24 protein-coding genes and 1 tRNA gene are annotated in these 24,967 nt (G+C 65.8%); 20 read left to right on the forward strand and 5 right to left on the reverse strand.

The genetic code is table 11. The features are described 5' to 3' along the window. The 8 genes from RYL44_RS00725 to RYL44_RS00760 all read left to right on the forward strand — a co-directional run bounded on the left by RYL44_RS00725 (position 1) and on the right by RYL44_RS00760 (position 8,520). Positions 1–2,058: a dipeptide/oligopeptide/nickel ABC transporter permease/ATP-binding protein gene (locus RYL44_RS00725; protein WP_314974782.1), complete on the forward strand. Its 2,058-nt coding sequence runs from the start codon at positions 1–3 to the stop codon at positions 2,056–2,058. Beyond that, positions 2,055–2,921 (forward strand): ABC transporter ATP-binding protein, encoded by an 867-nt coding sequence (locus RYL44_RS00730; protein ID WP_314974783.1) that lies wholly within the window; start codon positions 2,055–2,057, stop codon positions 2,919–2,921. Before RYL44_RS00725 ends, RYL44_RS00730 begins: the two co-directional genes overlap by 4 nt. 2 nt (positions 2,922–2,923) lie before the next feature. Continuing rightward, the gene (locus RYL44_RS00735; protein ID WP_314974784.1) at positions 2,924–3,841 is read left to right on the forward strand and encodes a dihydrodipicolinate synthase family protein; all 918 of its coding nucleotides are present in this window, start codon (positions 2,924–2,926) and stop codon (positions 3,839–3,841) included. Positions 3,842–3,952: 111 nt separating this feature from the next. After that, a complete protein-coding gene (locus RYL44_RS00740) occupies positions 3,953–4,873 on the forward strand; it encodes an ROK family protein (protein ID WP_314974785.1) in 921 nt (306 codons plus the stop codon). A gap of 9 nt (positions 4,874–4,882) precedes the next feature. After that, positions 4,883–5,557 carry an N-acetylmannosamine-6-phosphate 2-epimerase gene (locus tag RYL44_RS00745; RefSeq protein WP_314974786.1) on the forward strand — a complete coding sequence of 225 codons (675 nt, stop codon included), beginning with the start codon at positions 4,883–4,885 and terminating at the stop codon, positions 5,555–5,557. 164 nt (positions 5,558–5,721) lie between these two features. Beyond that, positions 5,722–6,711: an NADP-dependent oxidoreductase gene (locus RYL44_RS00750; protein WP_314974787.1), complete on the forward strand. Its 990-nt coding sequence runs from the start codon at positions 5,722–5,724 to the stop codon at positions 6,709–6,711. After that, a complete protein-coding gene (locus RYL44_RS00755; protein ID WP_314974805.1) occupies positions 6,708–7,853 on the forward strand; it encodes a UDP-N-acetylmuramate dehydrogenase in 1,146 nt (381 codons plus the stop codon). Before RYL44_RS00750 ends, RYL44_RS00755 begins: the two co-directional genes overlap by 4 nt. A 31-nt stretch (positions 7,854–7,884) precedes the next feature. Beyond that, positions 7,885–8,520: a DNA alkylation repair protein gene (locus RYL44_RS00760; RefSeq protein ID WP_314974788.1), complete on the forward strand. Its 636-nt coding sequence runs from the start codon at positions 7,885–7,887 to the stop codon at positions 8,518–8,520. A 762-nt stretch (positions 8,521–9,282) separates the two neighbouring features. Here RYL44_RS00760 and RYL44_RS00765 read toward each other — a convergent pair. From RYL44_RS00765 to RYL44_RS00785, 5 genes are all read right to left on the reverse strand, one after another. Then, complete coding sequence (locus tag RYL44_RS00765) at positions 9,283–9,678, reverse strand: ribonuclease HepT family protein (RefSeq protein ID WP_314974789.1); 396 nt, start codon at positions 9,676–9,678, stop codon at positions 9,283–9,285. Continuing rightward, positions 9,675–10,145, reverse strand: coding sequence for a helix-turn-helix domain-containing protein (locus RYL44_RS00770; protein ID WP_314974790.1), 471 nt, complete (start codon positions 10,143–10,145; stop codon positions 9,675–9,677). The genes RYL44_RS00765 and RYL44_RS00770 overlap by 4 nt, the downstream gene beginning before the upstream one ends. 891 nt (positions 10,146–11,036) lie before the next feature. Next, a complete protein-coding gene (locus RYL44_RS00775; protein WP_314974791.1) occupies positions 11,037–12,116 on the reverse strand; it encodes an adenosine deaminase in 1,080 nt (359 codons plus the stop codon). 3 nt (positions 12,117–12,119) lie between these two features. Beyond that, entirely contained in the window at positions 12,120–12,929 is an 810-nt protein-coding gene (locus RYL44_RS00780) for an alpha/beta hydrolase (protein ID WP_314974792.1), read from the reverse strand. Continuing rightward, the gene (locus RYL44_RS00785) at positions 12,929–14,134 is read right to left on the reverse strand and encodes a pyridoxal phosphate-dependent aminotransferase (protein ID WP_314974793.1); all 1,206 of its coding nucleotides are present in this window, start codon (positions 14,132–14,134) and stop codon (positions 12,929–12,931) included. Before RYL44_RS00785 ends, RYL44_RS00780 begins: the two co-directional genes overlap by 1 nt. Positions 14,135–14,314: 180 nt before the next feature. On the opposite strand from RYL44_RS00785, the gene RYL44_RS00790 reads away from it, so the two are divergent. The 12 genes from RYL44_RS00790 (at position 14,315) to rplL (ending at position 24,940) form a co-directional block, all read left to right on the forward strand. Then, positions 14,315–14,387 (forward strand) — tRNA-Trp (locus tag RYL44_RS00790). 34 nt (positions 14,388–14,421) lie between these two features. Continuing rightward, entirely contained in the window at positions 14,422–14,718 is a 297-nt protein-coding gene (gene secE / locus RYL44_RS00795; RefSeq protein WP_314974794.1) for a preprotein translocase subunit SecE, read from the forward strand. A gap of 75 nt (positions 14,719–14,793) precedes the next feature. Further along, positions 14,794–15,624, forward strand: a complete 831-nt coding sequence (nusG, locus tag RYL44_RS00800; protein ID WP_314974795.1) for a transcription termination/antitermination protein NusG — start codon at positions 14,794–14,796, stop codon at positions 15,622–15,624. Between the two features lie 161 nt (positions 15,625–15,785). Beyond that, positions 15,786–16,217, forward strand: coding sequence for a 50S ribosomal protein L11 (gene rplK / locus RYL44_RS00805; protein WP_314974796.1), 432 nt, complete (start codon positions 15,786–15,788; stop codon positions 16,215–16,217). Positions 16,218–16,284: 67 nt separating this feature from the next. After that, on the forward strand, positions 16,285–16,992 hold the full coding sequence (rplA, locus tag RYL44_RS00810) for a 50S ribosomal protein L1 (protein WP_073982714.1): 708 nt from the start codon (positions 16,285–16,287) through the stop codon (positions 16,990–16,992). Between the two features lie 186 nt (positions 16,993–17,178). Then, complete coding sequence (locus RYL44_RS00815) at positions 17,179–17,778, forward strand: MptD family putative ECF transporter S component (RefSeq protein WP_314974797.1); 600 nt, start codon at positions 17,179–17,181, stop codon at positions 17,776–17,778. Next, entirely contained in the window at positions 17,771–18,547 is a 777-nt protein-coding gene (locus RYL44_RS00820; RefSeq protein ID WP_314974798.1) for an energy-coupling factor transporter transmembrane component T, read from the forward strand. Before RYL44_RS00815 ends, RYL44_RS00820 begins: the two co-directional genes overlap by 8 nt. Continuing rightward, the gene (locus RYL44_RS00825) at positions 18,544–20,001 is read left to right on the forward strand and encodes an ABC transporter ATP-binding protein (RefSeq protein WP_314974799.1); all 1,458 of its coding nucleotides are present in this window, start codon (positions 18,544–18,546) and stop codon (positions 19,999–20,001) included. Before RYL44_RS00820 ends, RYL44_RS00825 begins: the two co-directional genes overlap by 4 nt. Further along, positions 19,998–21,815, forward strand: coding sequence for an ABC transporter ATP-binding protein (locus RYL44_RS00830; protein ID WP_314974800.1), 1,818 nt, complete (start codon positions 19,998–20,000; stop codon positions 21,813–21,815). The genes RYL44_RS00825 and RYL44_RS00830 overlap by 4 nt, the downstream gene beginning before the upstream one ends. A gap of 1 nt (position 21,816) precedes the next feature. Continuing rightward, on the forward strand, positions 21,817–23,580 hold the full coding sequence (locus RYL44_RS00835; protein WP_314974801.1) for an ABC transporter ATP-binding protein: 1,764 nt from the start codon (positions 21,817–21,819) through the stop codon (positions 23,578–23,580). 368 nt (positions 23,581–23,948) lie between these two features. Next, positions 23,949–24,470, forward strand: coding sequence for a 50S ribosomal protein L10 (gene rplJ, locus RYL44_RS00840; RefSeq protein ID WP_009057834.1), 522 nt, complete (start codon positions 23,949–23,951; stop codon positions 24,468–24,470). An 89-nt stretch (positions 24,471–24,559) separates the two neighbouring features. Then, the gene (gene rplL / locus RYL44_RS00845; protein ID WP_314974802.1) at positions 24,560–24,940 is read left to right on the forward strand and encodes a 50S ribosomal protein L7/L12; all 381 of its coding nucleotides are present in this window, start codon (positions 24,560–24,562) and stop codon (positions 24,938–24,940) included. Positions 24,941–24,967 lie beyond the last annotated feature (27 nt).

Raw genomic sequence — 24,967 nt, forward strand, 5'->3', positions numbered from 1 at the left:
ATGACCCAGAAAGAAAGACTCGCAAAGGTCACGAAGAAGGGCGTGCGTTTCTCTCGCATTGGCGCCATGTCCATGGGATCCAAGATCGCGATGGGCGTCCTGGCGCTCGTCGTCCTCGTATCGATCCTGTCGCCCCTCATCGCCCCCTACGGACCCGATGACATCACCAGCAAGTGGTTGCCTCCCTCCAGCGAACACTTTTTCGGCACTGACCACGTGGGTCGAGATGTGTTCGCCCGCGTACTCTACGGTGGTCGTTTCTCGCTGCTGATCGGCTTGTGCTCGACGCTGGTCGCTCTCTTTTTTGGCGCGATCATCGGTTCTGTTGCCGCTGTTGTGCGTCGGAGTATCTCCGAGACGATCATGCGTATCCTTGACATCATCATGGCGGTTCCTGGTATCGCCATGGCTGCGGTGACGGTCTTGGTCTTCGGTCGTACCCTCACAAAGTCGGGTAACACGTCCGGCCTGGTCTTCATCATCATTTGTTCGATCGCTTTCGTTTACATCCCGCAGCTGGCACGTATCGTTCGCGCGAACGTGATGTCCGCCTACGGAGAGGACTATGTGCGAGCGGTCATCGTTTCCGGTGCGCGTGCCCCTTGGATTCTCGTCAAGCACGTCATGCGTAATACGGCCGCGCCGGTCCTGGTCTTTGCGACCGTTCTCGTCGCCGACGCGATCATTCTCGAGGCTTCGCTGACCTTTATTGGTTCTGGGCTCCAGGCCACCACCGTGGCCACGTGGGGTAACGTCCTGTCCGAGGCTTCCTCGAACTTGTCGGTCCTGCGAGGCATGTGGTGGACGGCCTTCTTCCCCGGCCTCTTCATTATGATCACGGTCCTGTGCTTAAACCTCCTGTCCGAGGGCATCACGGACGCGATGGTTGCGGCTCCCTCGTCGGCCGCCGTCGCCCAGGTCGACAAGGACGCTGACCGCGAGGCCGACCGCCTCCTGCTGGACCCGCGCCTGGCGTACGCCGAGCAGGCCGCTTCCCTTCAAGCTCGCCTGGATGACCTGAAGTCCGTCGAAGAAAGGCGCACTGACCGCTTTGAGGCCTCCTTCGAGAAGACGCCGCTGCTCGAAGTCAGGGACCTGTGTATTAAGTTCGAGCGTCACGGCGACGTCAATGTCGTTGACCACGTGTCTTTCAAGGTTCGCCCCGGCGAGACCATGGGCCTCGTCGGCGAGTCGGGCTGTGGCAAATCGATCACGGCGCTGACGATCATGGGTCTCATCGACCCTAAGGCCACGATCACCGGTGAGATCCTCTACGAGGGAGAGAACCTGCTGACCAAGTCGACTGAAGAACGTCGCGCGCTCCTCGGCCACGAAATGGCCATGATCTACCAGGACGCGCTCTCGTCGCTGAACCCCGCCATGCTGATCAAGGCGCAGATGAAGCAGCTGACCAGCCGCGGAGGCACTCGCAGTGCTGAAGAGCTCCTCGAGCTGGTGGGCCTGGATCCCAAGCGCACCCTCGAATCATACCCGCACGAACTCTCGGGCGGTCAGCGTCAGCGCGTCCTCATCGCCATGGCCCTGACCCGCGACCCGAAGCTCATCATCGCGGACGAGCCGACCACCGCCCTGGACGTCACCGTCCAGAAGCAGGTCATCTCTCTGCTCAACGAGCTGCGTGAGAAGCTCGGCTTCGCCATGATCTTCGTGTCCCACGACCTGGCACTCGTCGCCGAGGTGGCCCACCACATCACCGTCATGTACGCCGGTCAGGTCATCGAGCAGGCACCCACGAGGGAACTGCTCACGCACCCCACCCACGAGTACACGCGCGGCCTGCTGGGCGCAGTCCTCTCGATCGAGTCGGGGTCCGGACGCCTGCACCAGGTCCCCGGAACGGTGCCCTCGCCTCGTGATTTCCCCGAGGGCGATCGTTTCGCCCCCAGGTCTTCGCACCCAGATTACGGACTGGACATTCGCCCGGTCCTCACCGAGGTAGGTACTGAGCACGTGTATGCGGCGCTGCCGCCGCGCGACGAGGTTCTCGTGGCGAGCGAGACCATCATCATCGAAGAAGGTCAGGAGGAGCAGCGATGAGCACCGACACTCTGATTGTCGAAACCGAGACGATGATTGCCACGCCCGAACCTGCGATCATTGAGCTGAAGGACGTTGAGGTCACCTTCACATCGCGTACCGGCTCTCTGTTCAAGCCTCATAAGGTACACGCGGTGCGCGGCGTCAGCATGCGCATTGAGCGAGGGCTAACGCTTGGCATCGTCGGCGAGTCCGGCTGCGGTAAGTCCACGACTGCGAACGTCATGTGCGGCCTCCAGATGCCGACGAATGGCAAGGTGTTCTTTGGCGGCAAGGAAGTCACGAAGCGCAGCGCGGCAGCCCGCCGCGAGATCGGTCGCGTCGTCTCCGTGGTCTTCCAGGACCCCGCTACCGCCCTGAATCCCCGCATGCACGTCGCGGACCAGCTCGCTGACCCGCTGCGCGTGCACGGTATCGGGGACGAGGCCTCGCGGGCCAAGCGCGTGCAAGAGTTGATCTCGCTCGTCGGCCTGCCCTCCAGCGCCCTGGACGCGCTGCCGGGCCAGCTGTCGGGCGGCCAGCGTCAGCGCGTCGCCATCGCCCGAGCACTGTCGATCGGCCCCGACGCGATCATCGCCGATGAGCCGACAAGCGCGCTCGACGTGTCGGTGCGCGCCCAAATCCTGAACCTGCTCACGGACCTGAAGAAGGACCTGGGCCTGGCGATGGTGTTCATCTCGCACGACATCCAGACGGTCCGTTACGTGTCGGACCGGATCGCGGTCATGAACCGCGGCGTCGTCGTGGAGGAAGGGCCGGCGGCGCAGCTGCTGACCGACCCGAAGGACCCCTACACCCGCAAGCTGCTGGGCGCCGCGCCCTCGCTCCTGCACCCCAACCTTGACCTCGAAGGAGAGCACTAATTATGTCTTCGACGATCCGTGGCGTTGTCCCGCCGCTCGCGATTCCGCTCAAGGACGGTGAGCTCGACGTCCCCTCGCTCGAGCGTCACATCAACCGCATGATCGACGCGGGCCTCGACGGCCTGTTCGTGTCCGGCTCCACCGGTGAGGTCGCGTTCTCGACCGCCGAGCGCCGCGCCCAGATCCAGCGCGAAGCCGTGCGCATCGTCGATGGTCGTATCCCGCTCCTGGTGGGCGTCATCGACACCGAGACCGAGCGCGTCATCGAGAACATCAAGGCCGTGGAAGAGATCTGCGGCGCCACCGGCGTCGTCGCGACCGCCCCGTTCTACGCCCTCGGCGGCGAGACCGAGGTCGAGCGTCACTTCCGCCTCCTGAAGGAGAACACGAGCCTGGAGCTGTGGGCCTACGACATTCCCGTGTGCGTGCACACGAAGCTCTCGCCCGACCTGCTCATGCGCCTGGGCCGCGACGGCGTCATCGACGGCGTCAAGGACTCCTCCGGCGACGACGTCGCGTTCCGCTGGCTGTGCCGCGCGAACGAGGCCGCCGGACACCCGCTCCAGCTCCTCACCGGCCACGAGGTCGTCGTCGACGGCGCCTACATGTCCGGGGCGGACGGGAGCGTGCCCGGCCTGGCCAACGTGGACCCCGAGGGCTACGTGCGCCAGTGGCAGGCCTACGAGAGGCGCGACTGGGAGGCCGTGCGCACTGAGCAGGACCGCCTCGCGGACCTCATGCGCATCGTCCAGGTGAAGGGCGTGGCGGGCTTCGGCGCGGGCGTCGGCGCCTTCAAGGCCGCCCTGCACCTGCTCGGCGTTTTCGATTCGCCGGAGATGCCGCGCCCTGTCGCCGCCCTCGAGGGTGACAACGTCGAGCACGTCGCCTCCGTGCTGCGCTCGGTCGGCCTGCTCTCCTGATACGTCGACGAGGCCGAGGCATTCTCTTCCGTGCATGCGCCGCCGCGTCGCGCGACCGGGCCCCGGCCTCGTCGATTGTTCTGATACCCCGCACTTTTCGTAAGGATCCTCATGACTACGCTCCTTGCTCTCGACATCGGTGGCACCAAGGTCGGGTGGGGAATCGTCCGGGCCGGTGACAGCTACGAGGTTACCGAGCGCGGATCGATCCCGACCGACGCGATGCGCGGTGGAGCGGACGTGGCGCGGCGCATCTGCGACCTCGCTTCGTCCCTGGTCGCTTCTCACCCGCAGGTCGCGGGTGTCGCGGTCGCCAGCGCCGGCGTCGTCGACCCGGCTACCGGCGACATCGTCTCCGCGACGGGCACCATGCCCGGATGGGGAGGCACTCACCTCGGCGCCCTGCTTCAGGCAGCGACGGGCCTGCCCGTGCGCGTCCTCAACGACGTGCACGCCCACGGCCTCGGCGAGGCGACGCTGGGCGCCGGACGCCCCTACCGCGCCGTCCTGTCCATCGCCGTGGGAACCGGCATCGGCGGAGCCCTGGTCGAAGACGGCCGCGTCTCCTTCGGGTCGCGCGGCATCGCCGGACACGTCGGCCATATCCACCACCACTTCGCCCCCGACTTGACGTGCTCGTGCGGCCGCAAGGGTCACATCGAGGCCTTCTGCTCGGGTTCGGGCATCACGGCCTGGTACGACTCGCTGCGCAGCGAGTCCGACCCCGAGGTGGACGGCGGGCGCGCCCTGCAGGAGCTAGCCGAATCCGGCAACGCCTTGGCAGCCGCCTGCTTCTCCCGCTCCGCGTTCGCGCTCGGCGAGGCCACGGCCTCGTTGGTCAACTGCGTGGACCCGGGAGTCGTCATCCTCTCCGGGTCCATGACCCGCTCCGGGGACATCTGGTGGGACGCCCTGCGCGAAGGCTTCGCGGCCTCCGCGATGACGCCCGTCGCGGACACCCCCATCCTCGTTGGTTCCCTCGGCGGCGACGCGCCGCTGCTCGGAGCCGTTTCCTTCTTCCTGCACGCTTAGGAGTTCACCATGCATCCGCTTATCGCTTCCCTGAAGGGCAAGCTCATCGTCTCCGTCCAGGCGTACCCGGGCGAGCCCATGCGCACGCCCGAGACGATGGCGCAGATCGCCCGCGCCGCCGAGATCGGTGGCGCCGCGGCGATTCGCTGCCAGGGCCTGTCCGACATTTCCGCGATTAAGGGCCGCGTCGACGTGCCCGTCATCGGCCTGTGGAAGGAAGGCCACGAGGGCGTCTACATCACCCCGTCGCTGCGTCACGCCCGCGCCTGCGTCATGGCCGGCTCCGACATCGTCGCCCTGGACGCGACGGGCCGCCCGCGCCTGGACGGCCTGAGCTTCGCGCAGACCGTCGCGGCCCTGCGTGAGGACGGGACCCTCGTCATGGCCGACTGCGGTTCCTTCGAGGACGCCCAGCGGGCCGTCGATACGGGCGTGGACATCGTGTCCACGACCCTGGCTGGCTACACGGGCGACCGCGTCAAGACCGACGGCCCCGACCTGGAGCTGCTCGCCGAGGTCGTCGCCGCGTTCCCGGACGTCCCCGTGATCTGCGAGGGCCGCGTCCACACGCCCGAGCAGGCCGCCGCGGCCATCGAGGTGGGCGCCTTCGCCGTCATCGTCGGCACCGCCATCACGCACCCCACGTCGATCACGACGTGGTTTAAGGCGGCCGTGGAGGGCTGACTTGTTGGGGTCGTGACGGGGCGCGGCCCTCGCCTTCGGCGACTAGACAGTCGGCGTTCCCGCCCGTCTTTGCCCTTCTTTCGGTGACTCTGCGAGCGTATCCTGGTGTACAGGAACGCCTGTGACGTGGCGCTCAGTGTCATTCTGAGGGAAGAAGGGGAATCGTGGCGCGAATCATCGGATACCGCCGTTTCGGAGGCGTCGAGGTCCTCGAGGAAGGCTCAGTGGCACTTCCCGTGCCCGGTGAAGGACAGGTGCTCGTGAGTGTGCGGGCCGCCGGCATCAACCCCGTCGACTACAAGCTCTTCGGTGGATTGACGAGGCCCCTCGAGGTCCTCCGCACGATCGTTCACCCGAGCCGGTGGTTCGCTCGCGGGGCGGACAGGCCGCTGCGCGGCGTCGGACAGGATTTTGCGGGTGTCGTGGCCGCCGTGGGCCCGGGAGTCGCCAACGTGGCGGTGGGCGACGAGGTCATCGGCCTCCTGCGCGCCGCCCCCTGGCAGGTGCGCGAATACGGTTCGCTCGCGACCCAACTCGTTATCTCCGCCGACAATGTCGTCCGCAAGCCTGCTTCCGTCAGCTTCGACGTCGCCGGAGGGCTGGGCGTGGCCGCGCAGACCGCGATGGGCGCCATGCGCAGCGTCAAGGCCGAGGCGGGCGACGTCATCGTGGTCGCTGCGGCCGCCGGAGGAGTAGGAGGCCTCGTCACGCAGCTGGCCCTCGCCCGCGGCGCGACCGTCATCGGTATCGCCGGTCCCTCGAACGCCGACTACCTGCGTTCCCTCGGCGCGATTCCCGTCTCCTACGGCGAAGGCCTCGAGCAGCGGATCAAGGACGCGGCGCCCTCACCTGTCACTGCCTTCATCGACTGCTTCGGCGGCTACGCGCCACTGGCCCACAGCCTCGGCGTCCCGGGCGAGCGCGTGGGAACGCTCGTTCCAACTCCCGCGATCGCCCTGCGCCGCGCGCACTTTACCGGCGGGCGCGACGGAAAGATCGCCGACATCGCAACGGTCGCGGGCCTCATTGACCGCGGGACGGTGAGCCTGACCATCGCGGGTACCTATCCGTTCGACGTGGAACAAGTACGCGCCGCGTACACACAGCTCATGGGCGGCCACGTGCGCGGCAAGATCGTCATCACGATGGACTGAGTCCGTCGCGCCCCGGGGTTAGGCCGAACGCGCGCCGTGCGACTAGGCTTAGGAGCATGACGACCCTTGCTGATCTGACGACCCTGCGCGTGGGTGGGCCCATCGCCCGCCTCGTGCCCGCCACGTCCACCGCCGCCCTGGTGGACGCCGCCGCTGCGGCCGATGCCGCCGGTGGCCCGCTCCTCGTCGTGGGCGGAGGATCGAACCTGCTGGCCTCCGACGCTCCCTTCGAAGGCACGGTCGTGGACGTGCAGCCCTTCGGGGAGATCGCCTCCATCATCCATGAGGATCCTGCCGGGTCGGTGCTCGTGCGCGCCGGCGCGGGCACGGTCTGGGATGAGTTCGTCTCATGGACGCTGGCAGAGGGGCTCTCCGGCGTCGAAGCACTCTCCGGCATTCCCGGAACCGTCGGCGCCTCCCCCGTGCAGAACGTTGGCGCTTACGGCCACGAGGTCGCCGAAACCATCGAGAGCGTCGAGGCCTACGACCGCCTGACGGGCATCGTCGTGCGCCTGTTGCCCTCCGACCTCGGCTTCGCCTACCGCTCCTCGGCGATCAAGCGCAGTGTCGGCCAGCCCGGCCTGGGCGGCCGCCCCTGGGGTCCGACCGGCCGCTGGGTGGTGCTCTCCGTGGACTTCCGCCTCGAGCGCTCACCGCTGAGTGCTCCCGTCATGTATTCGGAGCTGGCTCGCCGTCTCGGCGTCGAGGCCGGGTCGCGTGCCGACGCGTCCATGGTCCGCTCGACCGTCCTGGATCTGCGCCGCGGCAAGGGCATGGTCCTCGACCCCGCCGATCACGACACGTGGAGCGCCGGTTCATTCTTCACGAACCCGATCCTGCCCGAGGCCGTGGCCGCCCTGCCCGAGGGCGCGCCTCGCTTTAGTGCGGGGGAGGGCCTCGTCAAGACCAGCGCGGCCTGGCTCATCGACCACGCGGGCTGTGGCAGGGGCTTCCACCTGCCCGAGGCCGGGGACCCGCCGCGCGCGTCCCTGTCCACCAAGCACGTGCTGGCCCTGACGAATCGCGGCGGCGCGACGGGTGCCGACATCGAGGCCTTGGCCCGCGCTGTGCGCGAGCGCGTCTTCGACGCATTCGGGGTGACCCTGGTGCCCGAGCCGGTCACGGTCGGCATCACCTGGTAGTGGGACGGTGTAAGCGCGCGGAGGGGCAGCCTTGAAGGAGTACGTGGAGGGGCTGGAGCGAGAGTTTTCTGCTCATGAAAGGGGATTCCTGCACGAGCAGCGGCGTGCCCGCTCCGACTACGCTTCCTTCGACCGTGAACAGGCGCTGCGCGCGGCGTACCTGGCGTATCGCTCCGAGGTCTATCAGGTACGCATGTACGCAGTTTTTCTGCTGGGACACCTGTCGCAAGACCCGGATGTTCTGTCTTTCCTTCGGAACGAGGTTTCCGCAGACTCCAATTGGAGGGTCCAAGAGGTCCTGGCGAAGGCATTCGACGAATTCTGCGCTGTCAAGGGGTACGAGGAGGCTCTTCCCGTCATCGACGAGTGGCTGAGCGACCCGCACCCCAACGTGCGCAGGGCCGTTACGGAAGGCTTGAGGATCTGGACGAGCCGCCCCTACTTTCGAGACCATCCCGGCGATGCTGTCTCAAGGTTGTCGAGGTTGCGCGGCGATTCCAGCGAGTACGTCCGCAAATCCGTGGGAAATTCGTTGCGGGACATCAGCAAGAAACATCCGGACCTGGTTGCAGCCAAACTGGAAACCTGGAGTCTGGAGACTAAGGAAGTCTCGCAAGTGTACCGCCTGGCTTCCAAACTCATCGAGCGCGTGGCTGATCGGCGATAGCAGCTCACTACACAGGGGCATGACGGTACTGGCTGATAGACGCGTTGGAGAGTGCGAGGGAGATGTCGGTTGAGGCCAAACTGGCCTGCGCTCGCGGATCCGTTACGCGGATAGGTTGTCACGATCCGGATAGGTTATGCGCATCCGGATAGGTTAGTAACCTATCCATATCTTCATAACCTATCCGCGTGTTCATAACCTATCCGCATGTGAGCTGCTATTCGCCAATGGCTTGCGCCTCCCAAATTTCGCACGTAATTCCCCGGAGTGTGTTGTGAAGCATGCTCTGAAAACCGCGGAATATCAACGTTCTGGTTTCAAAGTTTGAAAGAGGCGTGGGGGAATTACGTGCGAGATTGTGGGGGAATCATGGCTGATTGCAGCGGGAGGCGTCTTGCGGCGTCGTGGGTGTGGTTGCTGTGGGTGGTGTTTCGGGACGGTCTGGTACGCGAAAGTGCGTTGAGGTGGAAGAATCCGCGTGGTGTGGGTGGCCTGGTCTGGTTTTGTGGACCGGGTGTTTTGAGGGTCGTTGGTTGTTATTGGTGGTGTTGTGTCCTTGTCCCCAAGTGCAGTCCACTTCGCTTGAAATGGGTGTTTTTGGCTGTTTTTGGTCGAGGTGGTCTACGGTTTGAGCACATCGGTGTGCTGGCTGCCCTTCGGTGCTTGCCCTGTGGGCCTGAGGTGACGGTGGGATCCGGGGCTCCGTCGCTCGCGGATAGGGTATGCGCATCCGGATAGGTTAACTATCCATATCTTTATAACCTATCCGCGTGAGGCCGCGGCGCGCAGGCGCGCGATTATGTCGGGCACGTTGCGGGTGACGGCCGTCCACAGGAGCTGGTCGTCCATGTTCTGGTACCCCGAGTGCGCCGCGATGTTGCGGGTCGTGCGCAGGGCGCGCTTCTCAGAGGAAGTCAGGGCATCCATGTAGGGTGCGTACTCTTCGCGTTCCAGGAACGCGGCCAGCCGAATGATCACCATGCAGGCGGAGTCGTACTCCGGGCAGTCGGCGCTGAAAGCCTCTGCGGGGACAGCGGCAACCCGTTCGATGCGATGGGCGATGACGTCGAGTTCGCGCAGGAAGTTCTCAGCGTCGAAGCTGGGCGCGTGTCTGCGCGCCACTCGCGGCCGAGGCGTGAAGGAAGCGGACTCGCTCATAGTGCCACGGCCTCGTCAATGGCAGCTCGCAGTGCCTCGGGCACGTGTGTGTCCACGTGAACCTCTGTCGGGAAGCCGGTGAGCTCGCTGGTGAACGATGCGATGTCCGCCAACTCGAACAGCGACAGGTCTCGGGTAGGCGTGCCAATCAGGTCAATGTCTGACTCGAATCCGTCCGTGCCCCGGGCGACCGAGCCGAAGACTCGGAGGGTGCCGAGGCCTCGTTCCTGGGCGTAGCCGCTGATCGAGGACGCGTAGCGGGCGAGCGGCACGGAAGGGCGGTAGTCGGCGGCGCGGAGGATGCGTTCGAGCAGCTCGGCGGATACTGCGCGCCTGCCGGACTCGATCTGCGCGAGGGTCGACTGGCTCATCCCGGTCATCCCCGCCAGCTCGGCCTGCGTGAGGGACGCGTCCTGACGTGCAGCACGCACGAGGGACGGCGCATCGTCACGTTGAAACCGGCTCATGTCTCCATGATAGTGCACGCGTGCACTATTGGTGAAGCGGTCGTCGGTAGGTACGAGGCCGGGGTCTGTGGTCGTCCCGAGGTGGCCGACTCGGGCGGTCGGACGGGAAAGAAACAACCGGACTGAGAGAGGGCTCCCCACATTTCGCACGTAATTCCCCGGCGGGTGTTTTGGATCACGTCCTGAAAACCGCGGAATATCAACGTTCTGGTTTCAAAGTTTGAAAGAGGTGTGGGGGAATTACGTGCGAGATTGTGGGAGAACTGTGCTGGTTCTGCGCTCGCGGATAGTTCGAGGATGGGCGGGGAGGTGTTGTCGTCAATGAAGTGGGTGCCTGTGCTCGCGGATGCGTGACGCGGATAGGTTGTCACGATCCGGATAGGTTATTCGCATCCGGATAGGTTAATAACCTATCCATATCTTCATAACCTATCCGCGTGTTCATAACCTATCCGCGTGTTCACAACCTATCCGCGTGCGAGCAGGCTGTAGTCGAGGTGGTGTCGGCAGTCGATGCGTGCTGGTGAGGATGGCCCTCACCGGCAATCTGCCCAAAGTGCAGACCACCTCGGCCATAATGGCTGTATTTTAGTGGTTTGAGCAGAGGTGGTCTGCGTTTTGGGCACCGCTGTGGCTGTGGGCCACGGGTGACCGGGCAACGCGTTTACATCCTCCCGTAAATACCGTCGATACCGCATGTGCCGCTGAGACCTCCCAAAATTTCGCACGTAATTCCCCGGAGGATGTTTTGGATCACGTCCTGAAAACCGCGGAATATCAACGTTCTGGTTTCAAAGTTTGAAAGAGGTGTGGGGGAATTACGTGCGAGATTGTGGGGGGGAACTGTGCGCAGAGGCCCCACGACAGCGCTACGCTGCGGGTGCCGCAGTACTACGCCGCAGGCTCCGCCAGCCAGGCGTCGATGTCGGCCTTCCAGGCTGCCTTGCGCGAGGGCGAGGCCAGCGACGCGTCGATAGAGGAGCGCGCCAACGATGCCAGGGCCTGGTCGGACAGGCCGAACACGTCGCGCGCGACCTCGTACTGGGCGACCAGGCGCGAACGGAACAGTAGCGGGTCGTCGGCAGCCAGCGCAATACGAGCGCCGGCCGACATCAGAGTCGGCAACGGCACCTGCGAGAAGTCCGTGTACACGCCCAGGTGCACGTTCGACGTCGGGCACACCTCCAGAGCGATGCCCGCGTCCACGACGGCGCGCAGCAGCGCCGGGTCCTCGCTGGTGCGCACCCCGTGTCCGAGGCGGGCGGGAGCCAGAGCGGAGACGACCTCGCGCACGGAGGCCGGGCCCAGGAGCTCGCCGCCGTGCGGAACGCCCACGAGCCCGGCGCGGCGCGCGATGCGGAACGCGGGAGCAAACGAAGCGGTGGAGCCCACGCGCTCGTCGTTCGACAGGCCAAAACCCACGACGTCGCCCGGCCCGTCGCCCGCGAACGACGCTGCCAGGCGCGCGAGGGTGCGCGCGTCCAGCGGGTGCTTCATGCGCGACGCCGCGACGATCACGCCGATGTCGACGCCGGTGTCCCGGGAGGCGGAGCGGGCCTCGTCGATGATGATTTCGAGTGCCGGGGTGATGCCCCCGACGTAGGGCGCGTAGCTCGTGGGGTCGGCCTGGATCTCCATGCGCACCGAGCCCTCGGCGGCGTCGTCCTCGGCGGCCTCGCGGATGAGGCGGCGCATCGCGGCCTCGGAGCGCACGAGGTGACGCGCGGAGTCGTAGGCGCGCTGGAAACGGAACCAGCCGCGCCCGTCGGCCGGCATGGAGGCGGCGTCGATGTGCAGCAGGTTCGGGGGCAAGCGCACGCCTTGGCTGCGCGCCATGTCCACCATCGTGGTGGGGCGCATGGCTCCCGTGAAATGTAGGTGCAGGTGGGCCTTGGGCAGGGGGACGAGGTCACGCCTGCCCGCGGTGGTGGGGCGTGGTGCCGTCAGGTTGGGGACGGAGGGCGCGTCCACGACCTAGTGCTCCCTGAGCCAGATGATGATGTCTCTGATCAGGCCGGGGCCTTCGGGTTCGTTGAGGAGTTCGTGGTAGGCGCCGTCGACGATGCGCAGGTGGATGTCGGCGTCCGGGTGTGCCGCGCAGGCGGAGCGCACGAGCTCGCGCGAACCGCGCAGGTCCGCCATCAGGTCGTGCGACCCGTGCATGACGAGCGTCGGCGTGTGCAGGCGACCGGCGTGCGCGATGACCTCGTCGCCTTGGATGACCATGGTCACTCCCGTGAGGATGGGTACGCCGCCCTTGTAGGTGAGCGGGTCCGCGTCGAAGTCGCGTTGGACGTGCGGGTCGCGTGAGAGGGGGGAGACCTCCATGTCGGAAGCTCCCTTTGCTACGACGAGGCCGGGGCTGATTCGCACGAGCGGCGCCAGTTTGCGGGCGCGGGAGGGGGAGATGTGGGGGAGGGGTCGCAGCGCGGGCGCGGACAGGACGGTGCCGCGCAGCCGCGTCGGGTCGAGGATTGTGGAGGCGGCCGCGATGATGCCGCCCATCGAGTGTCCGAACAGGAATAGCTCGGGCGTGCGCGCGTGGGCGAGGGTCGCCCGGCGCGCGTCACCGAAGTCGCGGATGAGCGCGCCCACGTCCACGCGGGCGCGGGGGCCCTCGGAGGTCCCGTGGCCCGCGTGGTCGTAGTAGGCGACGTCGTAGCCGGCGCGGGTGAGGGCGGAGCGCAGGTGGGTGTAGCGCCCGCAGTGTTCCGCGTACCCGTGGGCGAGGAGGACCGTCCCGAGGGGGGTCTCCTCGTCTGTCTGTTCGAACGAGACGTGCATCAGGCGAAGAGCTCCTGGACGCGGGTGATGCCCTCGACGAGGTCGTCGTCGGACAGGGCGTAGGAGAAGCGCAGGAAGCCGGAGCGTCCGAAGGCTTCGCCGGGAACCGCTGCGACCTCGACCTGGTCGAGGATCAGGTCGGCGAGTTCGCCCGACGTGTTGGCGACGCGGCCGCGGATGTCGCGACCGAGTAGGCGTTCGACGGAGGGGTAGACGTAGAACGCGCCCTTGGGCGTGGGGACGTCGAAGCCGTCGATCTGACGCAGCATGTCGACGATTGTGCGGCGGCGACGGTCGAAGGCGACGCGCATCTCGTTTACGGCGTCCAGGGAGCCGGACACGGCGGCGCGCGCGGCCTCCTGGGCGATGTTGTTGACGTTGGAGGTCAGGTGCGACTGGAAGGACAGGGCGGCCTTGATGACGTCGGAGGGGCCGATCATCCAGCCCACTCGCCAGCCGGTCATCGCGTAGGTCTTGGCTACGCCGTTGAGGATGACGGCCTGGTTTGCGAGTTCGGGCACGAGCTTGACGATGTGTGCGCTCTGCGCGTCCTCGTACAGCAGGTGCTCGTAGATTTCGTCGGAGATGACCCAGATGCCGTGATCGAGGGCCCACTGGCCGATCGCGGTGAGCTCCTCGGGCGTGTAGACGCTGCCCGTCGGGTTCGACGGCGAGCACATGAGGAGGACTTTCGTGCGCGGCGTGCGCGCGGCCTCGAGCTGTTCGACGGTCACCTTGTAGTTCTGGTCGGCACCCGCGAACACCTTGATGGGGGTGGCGCCTGCGAGCTTGACGACTTCGGGGTAGGTGGTCCAGTAGGGGGTGGGCAGGATTGCCTCGTCGCCGGGGCCCAGCAGCGCGGCGAAGGCCTGGAACACGGCCTGCTTACCGCCGTTGGTGACGACGATGTCGGCGGGGGAGACCTCGTAGCCGGAGTCACGCAGGGTCTTTTCTGCGATGGCCTCGCGCAGCGCGGGCAGGCCGGCGGCGGGCGTGTAGCGGTGCATCGCGGGGTTGCGGGCGGCCTTGACGGCGGCCTCGACAATGTAGTCGGGCGTGGCGAAGTCGGGTTCGCCGGCGCCGAAGCCGATCACCGGGCGGCCGGCGGCCTTGAGGGCCTTAGCCTTCGCGTCGACGGCCAGGGTCGCGGACGGCGTGATGGCGTTGAAACGATCAGAGACACGGGTGCGAGGAGTATTGGTCACCCCTCCATGGTCCCACGTCGTGCGCCCGCGCGGGTTTTCGCCCCCGCAATGCGCGCGTGGGCTACCTCTCATTTACGAGGTGTGGGCTGGTATTTCGGGGATTGTCGGGGCGTCGCACGGTTCTCAGTTGGACAAGCGCATGTCCATCCATTAATGTTTCTCAGGCAGGTTTTCCTGCGTAGGGCAGTGGCGCAATTGGTAGCGCACCGGTCTCCAAAACCGGCGGTTGTGGGTTCGAGTCCCGCCTGCCCTGCGGATAAGGCTGATATTTTCGCAGGAGGGTTCCAATGGCCGCAGAAAAAGCCTCGGACGTCGAATCCTCGCGCCGAGATCGCACGAAATCTGGCGCCACGCGTAAGCGCGGTGATGCCGACAAGGGGCAGAACAAGAAGGTCGGCTTCTTCGCGGGCATCTTCCTTTTCTTCAAGCAGGTCATCGATGAGATGAAGAAGGTGACTTATCCGTCCGGTTCTGAAACCTGGACCTACTTCGTTGTCGTCGTTGTGTTTGTCGCCGCAATCATGCTTTTCGCTGGCCTCCTTGACTTCGGATTCGGTAAACTGAGTGCATTGATCTTCGGCTGAGACCGACGAACCCGCCCGCAGGACACTGCAGGCGGGTTTCTTTCACGGTCCGGCCCTTTCTCAGGAGGAATAGTCGTGAGCGACGAAAACTACGCCGAGGGCCAGTCTTTTGAGGCTGCCCACGAGGCTGTCGAGCAGGAGACCGCGGAGGCGCTGGCGGATGGCCGGGCCTTGGAGGTCGTTGAAGAAGGGATTGAGGAGACCGCTGCGCGGGAAGTGACCGCCGACGAGCCTGCGCAGGGCGAGGATGGCGTCCAGGACGAGGATGCTGCCGAAGAGGCCGCCCCGACCTCGGCGGAAGAGGAGGCGATTGCGAAGCTGCGCCGTAAGCTCTACATGTCCCCCGGCGACTGGTATGTCATCCACACGTACTCTGGCCACGAGCGCAAGGTGAAGGCGAACCTCGAGCAGCGCATTGCCACGCAGAACATGGAAGACTACATCTTCGGTGTCGAGGTGCCGGACGAGTATGTTATGGAGTATCGCGGCACCACGAAGAAGCGCGTGCGCCACGTGCGTATTCCCGGCTACGCGATCGTGTGCATGGACTTTAATGAGGCCTCGTACCGTGTCGTCAAGGAAACCCCGGCTGTCACCGGCTTCGTGGGCGACCAGCACAACCCGGTTCCGCTGTCCATCGACGAGGTCGTCATGCTCCTGACGCCCAACGTCCTCGAGGAGGCCGCCGAAGCTGCCAAGGATCAGCCTGCTCCGGTTCAGGCCGTTCAGACCCAGTTCGAGGTCGGCGAGATTGTCACCGTCACTGACGGTCCCTTTGAGACGATGTCAGCCACGATTTCTGAGATCATGCCCGAAACGCAGAAGCTCAAGGTGCTTGTCACCATCTTCGAGCGTGAAACGCCGTTGGAGCTCGGCTTTGACCAGGTGGAGAAGCTCGAGCAGTGATGTCACCCACCCGGGCTTGGGGACAGGCCTAGGTTGGAGTTATCATGCATATTTGTGTGCGTTGGGTGCATTGTGTCCGCTGACTCTCAGTGGGGTCGGCCCCGGCGCTCCATCCTGGTCGACATCCGTCGGCCAGAACTTCAGTAGAAAGACCCGCATTCATGGCAAAGAAGAAGAAGGTCACCGGCCTGATCAAGCTTCAGATCGCAGCCGGTGCCGCTACCCCCGCACCCCCCGTTGGCCCCGCACTGGGCCAGCACGGCGTGAACATCGTTGAGTTCACCAAGGCGTATAACGCGGCTACCGAATCGCAGCGCGGCAACATTGTTCCCGTCGAGATCACTGTCTACGAGGATCGTTCTTTCACGTTCGTCCTCAAGACCCCGCCTGCCGCTGAACTCATCAAGAAGGCTGCTGGCGTCCAGAAGGGTTCCGGCACCCCGAACACCGTTAAGGTTGGTTCGATCACGATGGCTCAGGCTCGCGAAATCGGCGAGTCTAAGATGGCTGACCTCAACGCCAACGACGTCGAGGCCGCTGCCAAGATCATCGCCGGTACTGCCCGCTCTATGGGCGTCACGGTCGAGGCCTGACACCAACCACCCCCCGTGGTAGGGCAGGCGCTGCCCGACACCCACGACTGCAAGGAGAAGAAGCAGAATGACTAAGCGCTCCAAGAGCTACCGCGCAGCGGCTGAGAAGGTCCACGCGGACGTGCTGTACACCCCTTTCGAGGCCATGAAGCTGGCCAAGGAGACCACCGTCACCAAGTTCGATTCGACCGTTGAGGTCGTCTTCCGACTCGGTGTCGATCCCCGCCAGGCGGACCAGATGGTCCGTGGTACCGTTTCTCTGCCGCACGGCACCGGCAAGACCGCCCGGGTCTTGGTCTTCGCCGTTGGTCCGCGCGCTCAGGAAGCGATCGACGCAGGCGCCGACGAGGTCGGCGGCGACGAGCTCATCGAGAAGGTTGCCAAGGGCTACACCGACTTCGATGTCGCCGTTGCTACCCCCGACCTCATGGGCAAGGTTGGCCGCCTCGGCCGCGTCCTCGGCCCCCGTGGCCTCATGCCGAACCCCAAGACGGGCACCGTGACCATGGACGTCGCGAAGGCCGTCAAGGAGATCAAGGGTGGTCGTATCGAGTTCCGCGTTGACAAGCACGCCAACCTGGCGTTCATCGTCGGCAAGGCTTCCTTCACCGCCGAGCAGCTCACCGAGAATTACGCGGCAGTCCTGGACGAGGTTCTGCGTCTCAAGCCGACCTCGTCGAAGGGCCGTTACCTGATCAAGGGAACCGTTGCTACGACGATGGGTCCCGGCATCCCGCTGGATGTCACCAAGGTTAAGGACCTGCTCGAGAAGTGAGCCCAGCTCGCTGACGAAGCGATCCGGGTCCCCGCGCAGCCAAGCTGCGCGGGGACCCGCTTTTTGTCGCGACGTGGGGCTGTGTGGAGCGCGCGATCAATTAGGGACGTAGGTCACAAGATATAGGGCGAGGATAGGGTAACCTTAATTCGCTTGTATCAACCTATATTCGACAAGGGTCGCAACATGTCTCAGGTTACGGGTTCGGGCGTCACAAAGGCGCGCTCGGCCGTCACGATTGGTGCTTTCACCGCCGTCTACTTTGTCCTCATGTGGTGCTCGGCGATGCTCGGCTTCTTCGGGCCGGCGTTCATGTTCGTCGGCGGGATTGTTGGCCTCCTCCTGAACGGGCCGGTCATCATGCTCATGCTGGTGCGTTCGCGCATGTTTGGGACGATGACGATCATGGCGGGCATCGTCGCCTTCTTCATGGTCGTGACAGGGCATGCGTGGGTGACCGTACCGGTCGCCCTCGTTCTCGGTTTCCTGGCTGACCTTATCGCCCACAGTGGCGGCTATCTTAGTGCCCCTCGAAACATTGCAGCATACATGCTGTTTTCCCTGTGGGGGATTGGCCCGCTTGCTCCGATTTTCTTTGCTCCCGACTCCTACTACGCGGATGTCGCGTCCCAGATGGGCCAGGACTACGCGGATGGTATGCGTGCCCTCTTTAGCCCCGCGGTCATCAGCGTGTGGGTGGTTGTTACGATGATCGTCGCGTTTATCGGGGGGCTCCTCGGACGTTTCCTGCTGCGCAAGCACTTCGCGAAGGCTGGCGTTGCCTGAGATCTCGCCCGCCGAGGCCGCCCCCGGCGAGGCGACGAGCAGGCTCGATCCGCGCACAAAGCTCCTCGCCCTCCTCGTCCTCAACGCGCTCGTCATGCGCGCGAGCCCCACGTCCACGCTTCTTGCGGTGCAGGCGCTGGCAGTGCTCGCTCTCCTCTGGGAGGTCAGTGTCAGGGCCGGCGCACGCACGGGGATTGCGTGCCTGGTCTGTGATGTGTGTTCTCTGGGTTCGCCGTTTCTCGTCGCCTGGCTCGAGGCCGTGGGCGCGCCGCGTGGCGCGGTGCTCGTGATCGGCACGTGCAGTGCGATCCTGTACTGGTTTGCGCGGTTCTTCGCGGGATTCGGCATCGCGCTTTACGTGTACCGCACGACGAGAGTTGGCCAGATGAAGGCAGCCCTGCGCGCCGTTCACCTGCCGCGAGTGTTCGTCGACGCCCTCGTTGTCGCGTTCCGTGTCCTCCCGACCGTGGCGGCCGAGGCGGTCGCCATCCGTGAGGCCATGGAGATGCGCGGGGTCGACCTCGGGGCACGCGGAGTTGTCCGCCACCCCCTCGTGATCGCCGAGCGCTTCCTGGTCCCGTTGCTGTCCTCCATCGCGCGCGTGGCTGACGACCTGGCTGCGTCGAGCGTCGTCCGAGGCCTGGGTGGCCCCACGCGTCCCACCTCGCTCGCGCGGCTGCGCGCCACCGCCTGGGACGGCCTCGCGCTCGCGTGCGTGGCCGGCGTCATCGCCATCGAGATCTGTGCGTACCTGGGAGTCCTGCCGTGATTGATGTTGAATCCCTGTCGTTCTCCTACGTCAGTGAGCTGACGGGTGGCCGCGTCGAGGCCCTGCGCGGGGTCGATGTGTCCGCCCGGCCTGGCACCCTCACGCTCGTGTGCGGGTCCTCTGGCTGTGGGAAGTCGACGCTCATGCGGGCCCTGACCGGCCTCGTCCCGCAGATGACGCCGGGTGAGCTCGAGGGCGCGGTGAGGATCGACGGTCGCGACCTCGCCGAGGTCCCCCTGACCGAGGTCGGTCACCTGTGCTCGTCGGTCTTTCAGAATCCGCGCACTCAGTTTTTCTGCGACACCGTCGCCGAGGAGCTGGCCTTCTGCGGGGAGAACTACGGTCGCGACCGGGAAACCCTGATCGAGAGCAGCATGCGCGCCGCGACGCTCATGGGGATCGCACACCTGATGGACCGCAAGCTCTCGACGTTGTCGGGCGGGCAGCTCCAAAAGGTTGCACTCGCCTGCGCGCTGTCATCGGGTGCCCCGGTCCTCCTGGCCGACGAGCCGACGTCGAACCTGGACCCAGGCGCCATCGCAGACGTGCGCAGCGCCCTCGCGATCCTCAAAGAACAGGGGATGACGATCGTCGTCGTCGAGCACCGCCTCCACTTCCTGCGAGGGCTCGCCGACCAGGTTCTCCTCATGGAAGACGGATCGGTCACGCGTCGCTGGAGCGGCGAGGAGTTCTACTCGATGGGCGAGGAGGAACGCAGGTCGCTCGGCTTGCGGACCCTCGTGGATCCCGGTCCGCCCGAGGCGTGGGTGGCCTCACGGGAGAGCGAGGCGCACGCCGCGCCGACCGCGGATGTACGCCTGTCCTGCCGGGACCTGAGCTTCTCCTACGGAAACACGCCCGTGTTTGAGGGGTTTGACGCGGATTTTCCGGCCGGGCAGATCACCTGCATCGCGGGCGTCAACGGGGTCGGTAAGACGACCCTCGTGCGTGTGCTGTGCGGGCTGGCCGCTCCCGTTTCCGGGACGATCACCCTGGACGGCCAGGAGGTGAATCGCAGGCAACGCCGGGCCGCGTGCGCGCTCGTCATGCAGGACACCGGACGTCAGCTGTTCTCCGACACGCTAGCGGGCGAGCTGACGGTCGGCGCGTCGCAGGCCAGCGGCGAGGCCGGGGAGAAACTCCTCGCCGACTTCGACCTCGCGCACCTGGGAGAGCGCCACCCCCTCAGCCTGTCGGGCGGGCAGAAACAACGCCTCGTCATCGCGGCTGCTCGCGCCACCGGGCGTCCGGTCGTCATTCTCGACGAACCAACGTCGGGGGTCGACGCCCGACACCTCACCTCCATCACGTCCACCCTGCGCCGCATTGCGAACGAAGGAGCGGCCGTCATCGTCGTCACCCACGACGGCGAGTTCGCCTCGGCCTGCGCGGACCGACTCATCACACTCACGCCGACGGGCACCAAGCGCGCCCGCGAAGGAGACCACCAATGACCGACACCGACGAGCGCGAGGACGCCACGGCCTCGTCCCCGAATGACCCACATACCGACAAGACTCGCGCTGAGGATCCGCGCGCGGCTCACCTGGCGGGCCAGCGCGCCTTCAAGGAGCTGACCGCCCCCATCCGTGGCGCCATGATGGTCGCCCGAGTGCTCGGGTTCCTCTACGGTGCGCTCGCGGTCGCCCCCTACGTCGTCCTCGTCCAGCTCGGGGAGGTGCTGCTGGCTGCGGCTCGCTCGGGGGGAGCACCCGACCGCACCGAGGTAATGACACTGCTCATGTGGCTGATCGGCGCGTTCGGCGTGCGTTACGGGATCTACTTCGTCGCCTTGGCCATCACCCACTTCGCGGACGTGCGTTTCGGACACATCGTGCGCTCCCGCATGGTCAGTGTCCTCGCCGCCGCGCCTCTCGCCTGGTTCACATCGACGAACTCGGGGGCCGTGCGCAAGGCCATCCAGGACGACACGCACGACGTGCACACGGTCATCGCGCACGCGCCCGTCGAATCGACGGCCGCAATCAGCGCGCCCCTGTCCTTGCTCATCTACGCGTTCGTCGTCGACTGGCGGCTCGGGCTCCTCTCGATCGCCACCATGCCCATCTATTGCCTGATATATGCGTGGATGCTGCGAGGCATGGGTGAGAAGACCGCGCAGATGGACAGACACCTCTCCAAGGTGTCAGCCACCATGGTCGAGTTCGTGTCCGGCATCAGCGTCGTCAAGGCGTTCGGGACCGTGGGGCGCTCACACGAGCGATTCACTCGGGCCGCCGAGGACTTCTCGCGTTTCTATCGCGACTGGTGCGAACCCATGCTCAGGGGCTCCGCACTGGGGCAGGCCAGTGTGTCTCCCTCGTTGATCCTGCTCATCTCGAGCGCGGGGGGCTGCGCGCTCGCGGCGGCGGGGATCGTCAGTCCGGTCCAGGTCATCACCTGCGCGCTCATCGGTCTCGTCATCCCGGCGGCCATCGAGGTGCTGGGGACGACGGCCTGGAGCTACCAGATCGCGGGTGCTGCATCGTTGCGAATTGTTCACCTGCTTTCTGTTACGCCCCTGCCCGTCGAAGGGAGAGCAGAGCCACGCGGAGCAGACATTGAGATCGACGGCGTGTCCTTCTCCTACGGTGAAACTCTCGCGCTGGACGACGTGAGCCTGACGATCCCCGAGGGATCGGTGACCGCACTCGTCGGCTCCTCCGGCTCGGGAAAATCGACGCTGGCGACGCTGGTCGCGCGCTTCGCCGACCCGGACCGTGGAAGCGTGCGCATCGGCGGGGTCGACGCGCGCGACATCGCCGCGGACGTCCTCTACCGCCGCGTCTCCTTCGTCCTCCAGGACCCGCAACTCCTCGACATCTCCGTGCGTGACAACATCGCGCTCGGAGTCCCGGGCGCCAGCGACGAAGCGGTGTGGGCTGCCGCCGGGGCCGCGCACATCGACGACTACCTGCGTTCCCTGCCCCGAGGCCTCGACGCCGTCATCGGGGAGGACGCCCACCCCTCGGGCGGTCAGGCGCAACGCATCGCAATCGCCCGGGCTCTCCTCGTCGATGCGCCCATCCTCGTCCTCGACGAGGCCACGGCCTTCACCGATCCGGAAGCCGAAGCCGATATTCAGGCGGCGCTTACCCGCCTCGTCCAGGGCAAGACGGTCCTGGTCATCGCGCACCGTGCCGCCTCGATCGCCGGCGTCGACCAGATCGCCATCCTCGACGCTGGTCGTCTCATCGCGCTGGGCACGCCCGACCAGCTCGCCGACCACCCGTACATGCGTCGCATGAGCGCAGTGAAAGGACACTGACATGTTTGAGCTTGTATCGCGCCTGCGCGAACCGCTCTCTGCTGCGGGACACGCTAGTTTCATTCAGGTGACGGTGCTTTCCTGCATCGTTGGCGCGGTGAGAGGTTTATCCTTGATCGCGTTCATCCCGGTCGCGATTGCCCTCACTTCAGGACAAAGCGCGTGGGGGATGCCTCTGAGCGCGTGGCTCGCGGTGCTGGCCGGGTGCGCCCTCGCCTCGTTCATTACCGAGTATGTGTTGTCTATGCGGTCCTTCTCGGTGGCTCTCGACTTCCTATCCAACATGCACCGCACGATCGGCAACAAGGTCGCATCCCTGCCGCTCGGGTCTTTCCGCGCAGACACGGCCGGAAAGATGTCACGCCTGGTTTCTCGCGAACTATTGCTGCTGGGTGAGATGTTCGCGCACATGTATTCGCCCCTGATCGCCGCGATTGTCACCTCGGCGACGATGCTCGTCGGAATCACCGTGTTTTCGCCGGTCCTCGGGCTGGTGTGCCTGGTCGCTATTCCGATCGTCGCAGGGGGAGTGTGGGTGGCTCGCCGATGCCTGCAGTCGGGGTCCGCGCTGAAGGAGCCGCCCGCCCACGAGCTGTCTCACCGCATCGTCGAATACGCGACGAAGCAGGGGGCGCTGCGCGCGTGCGGGCGCTCCGCCTCCTACGAACCCCTCCAACGGGCCGAAGACGCCTACGGGGTGGCCGCGCGGCGCTCACTGATGCGTGAAACCCTCGGTCAGGTTGTCAATGGGATGGCCGCTCAGGTGGTCGTTGTGTCACTGATTGTTGCGATTGGGATGCTCGCGGTCGCCGGCAGCGTCAGCCCCGTAGAGGCCATCGTCTCCATCGGTCTGCTCCTGCGCTTCACGCAGATCCTCGTCAGTATTGGGATGCTCACCTCCGCGTTCGAAACCCGGCGCCCCGTCCTCGACCTCAGCCACGAGATCCTCTCCGCCCCCGAACTGCCCGCCCCCAAGGGCGTGCGACGCGCGGACGAGGCCCCGGCCTCGTCGGGAGCGTCCGTAACCCTTCAGGACGTGTCCTTCTCCTACGAGGCCGACCACCCCGTCCTGCAAGGGGTGTCCTTCCGCGTCGAGCCCGAAACCATGACCGCGATCGTTGGCCCCTCCGGCTGCGGCAAGACCACGATCGCGCGCCTCATCGCGCGCTTCTACGACGTGGACGCGGGAAGCGTGCGCGTGGGCGAGCGCGACGTGCGCGACTGGGACACCGCCGACCTCATGGCACAGCTGTCCCTCGTCTTCCAGGACGTCTACCTCTTCGACGACACCCTCGAAGCCAACGTGCGCGTCGGCAACCCCGACGCGAGCCGAGCGGACATCGAAGAAGCGGCGCGCCTGAGCGGAGTGAGCGAAATCGTCGAGCGCCTGCCGCACGGCTGGGACACCCCCGTCGGCGAGGGCGGGCGCGCGCTCTCCGGAGGGGAACGCCAGCGCGTCTCCATCGCCCGCGCGCTCCTGAAAGCCGCGCCCGTCGTCCTCTTCGACGAGGCCACGAGCGCCCTCGACCCCGAGAATGAATCGCGCATCACCGACGCCATGGCCGCCCTGCGACGCGACGCGACCCTCATCGTCATCGCCCACAAGCTCGACACGATCACGGCAGCCGACCAGATCGTCGTCCTCGACGAGGACGGTCGCGTCGCCCAGATCGGCACGCACGCTGCGCTTTACTCGCAGGTGGGCGGCCAGTACCGGGCGTTCTGGGACGCGCGCTCGCGGGCCGCGGGGTGGAGGCTCGTCTGACGGCTATCACGCCGCGAGGCCGGGGATCCAACGCGAGGCCGGGGCCCCCAATGCGCATCACCGGACGGCGAACACTGTTTCGCGTGTCGGATACCAGGCGCTCCGCCCTGAGCCAAGCCAGGCGCATCCGTCCCGTGGTGCCCCGCAAGCCAGCCCCGGCCTCGTCTGTGAAACGCGACGCCATGCTTGCACGCAGGTAACCGCCCTGTTAAGCTGATCCGTGCCGAAGACCGTTGGTGTCCACGCTAGTGGAGGAAAATCCAACGCAGGTGAGTGAGCCGCCCCGCGCGGCATTCGAGCATGCGCCCGACACGAACCTGCGTGTCGGGTTTTTTCTTACCTGCGGTCACGTATCTGGAAGGAGGACCATGGCGAAGTCCGACAAGGTGGCAGCAGTTGCCGAGCTCGTGGAGCGTTTCCGCGCAGCCGACGCTGTCCTGCTGACCGAGTACCGCGGCCTGACCGTCGGCCAGCTCAAGCAGCTGCGTCGCGGCCTGGGCGAGAACGCGACCTACGCCGTGGCAAAGAACACGCTGGCGCGCCTGGCGGCCAAGGAGGTCGGCCTCGACTTCCTGGCTGAGGACCTCAAGGGTCCCACGGCCATCGCTTTCGTCTCCGGCGAGCCCGTTGAGGCCGCCAAGACCCTGCGTGATTTTGCTAAGGACAACCCCGCCCTCGTGCTGAAGTCCGGCGCGATGGACGGCGCTCCCCTGAGCGCCGAGGGTGTCAAGAAGCTTGCCGATCTCGAGTCCCGCGAGGTCCTGCTGGCCAAGGCCGCAGGCGTCCTCAAGGCCAAGATTGGTCAGGCGGCGTTCGCATTCAACGCTCTGCCCGTCAAGGCAGTGCGCACCATCGATGCTCTGCGCGAAAAGCAGAGCGAGGCGGCCTGACGAGACAGGCCATGTTCCACGCCGCCACGGCTGCGTGAAACAAACCAACAATCTGCACTCGTGCAGGCCAATTAGGAAGGATGCCACTCATGGCTAAGCTCTCCAATGACGAGCTCATCGCAGCTTTCAAGGAAATGACCCTCATCGAGCTCTCCGACTTCGTGAAGCTCTTCGAGGAGACCTTCGACGTTGAGGCAGCTGCCCCCGCAGCCGTCGCCGTTGCCGCCCCGGCCGCCGACGCCCCCGCCGAGGAAGAGAAGGACGAGTTCGAGGTCGTCCTCGAGTCCGCCGGTGACAAGAAGATCGCCGTCGTCAAGGTCGTCAAGAACCTGGCCGGCCTGGGCCTGAAGGAAGCCAAGGACCTGGTTGACTCCGCGCCCTCCACCATCTTCCCCGCCGCGAAGAAGGAAGACGCCGAGAAGGCCAAGGCTGAGATCGAAGAGGCCGGCGGCAAGGTCACCCTTAAGTGACTTTCCCCGTCTGAATCGTTCAGACTT

Origin of the sequence: Actinomyces bouchesdurhonensis (genome assembly GCF_963540955.1) — a bacterium.
GTDB classification, from domain to species: domain Bacteria; phylum Actinomycetota; class Actinomycetes; order Actinomycetales; family Actinomycetaceae; genus Pauljensenia; species Pauljensenia bouchesdurhonensis.